We start from the raw sequence: 363 nt of genomic DNA on the forward strand, positions 1-363 counted from the left end.
GCAGGATGCCCTTGCGGGTGCATTGCCCAAGCAGCCGCAGCGCCTCCGGGCTTTCGATGAATCGGATCACGTTGCGGTCGAGAAGCCTCAAAGTCTGTTCCGGCAGGATGACCGCGTCGCGCTGCACCTGCGGCAGCCGATGCACCATCACGCCTTTGGAGCGGCCCTGATAGTCGCCTTCCGTTTCGAGCGAGAGAACCTTGCCGCGATAGGAGCGCGCGGCGTTGATGGCAGCCTCCAACTGCGCAAAGCAGCGGTCCACCAGCGCCACGCCGGCCTCGCCGGCCGGCACGGCGATCTCGACGCAGGTTCCGGCTTCGCGGCCATATTCCCGGTGAAAGGACAATACCACCGCGTAGTGCA

1 pseudogene is annotated in these 363 nt (G+C 65.3%); it reads right to left on the reverse strand.

What is annotated here, in order from left to right:
• Positions 1-363 (reverse strand): annotated as a pseudogene (locus EN807_RS35965) (cell division protein FtsH); the annotation flags it as partial.

Source organism: Mesorhizobium sp. M5C.F.Ca.ET.164.01.1.1 (assembly GCF_004792125.1).
GTDB classification, from domain to species: Bacteria; Pseudomonadota; Alphaproteobacteria; order Rhizobiales; family Rhizobiaceae; genus Mesorhizobium; species Mesorhizobium wenxiniae.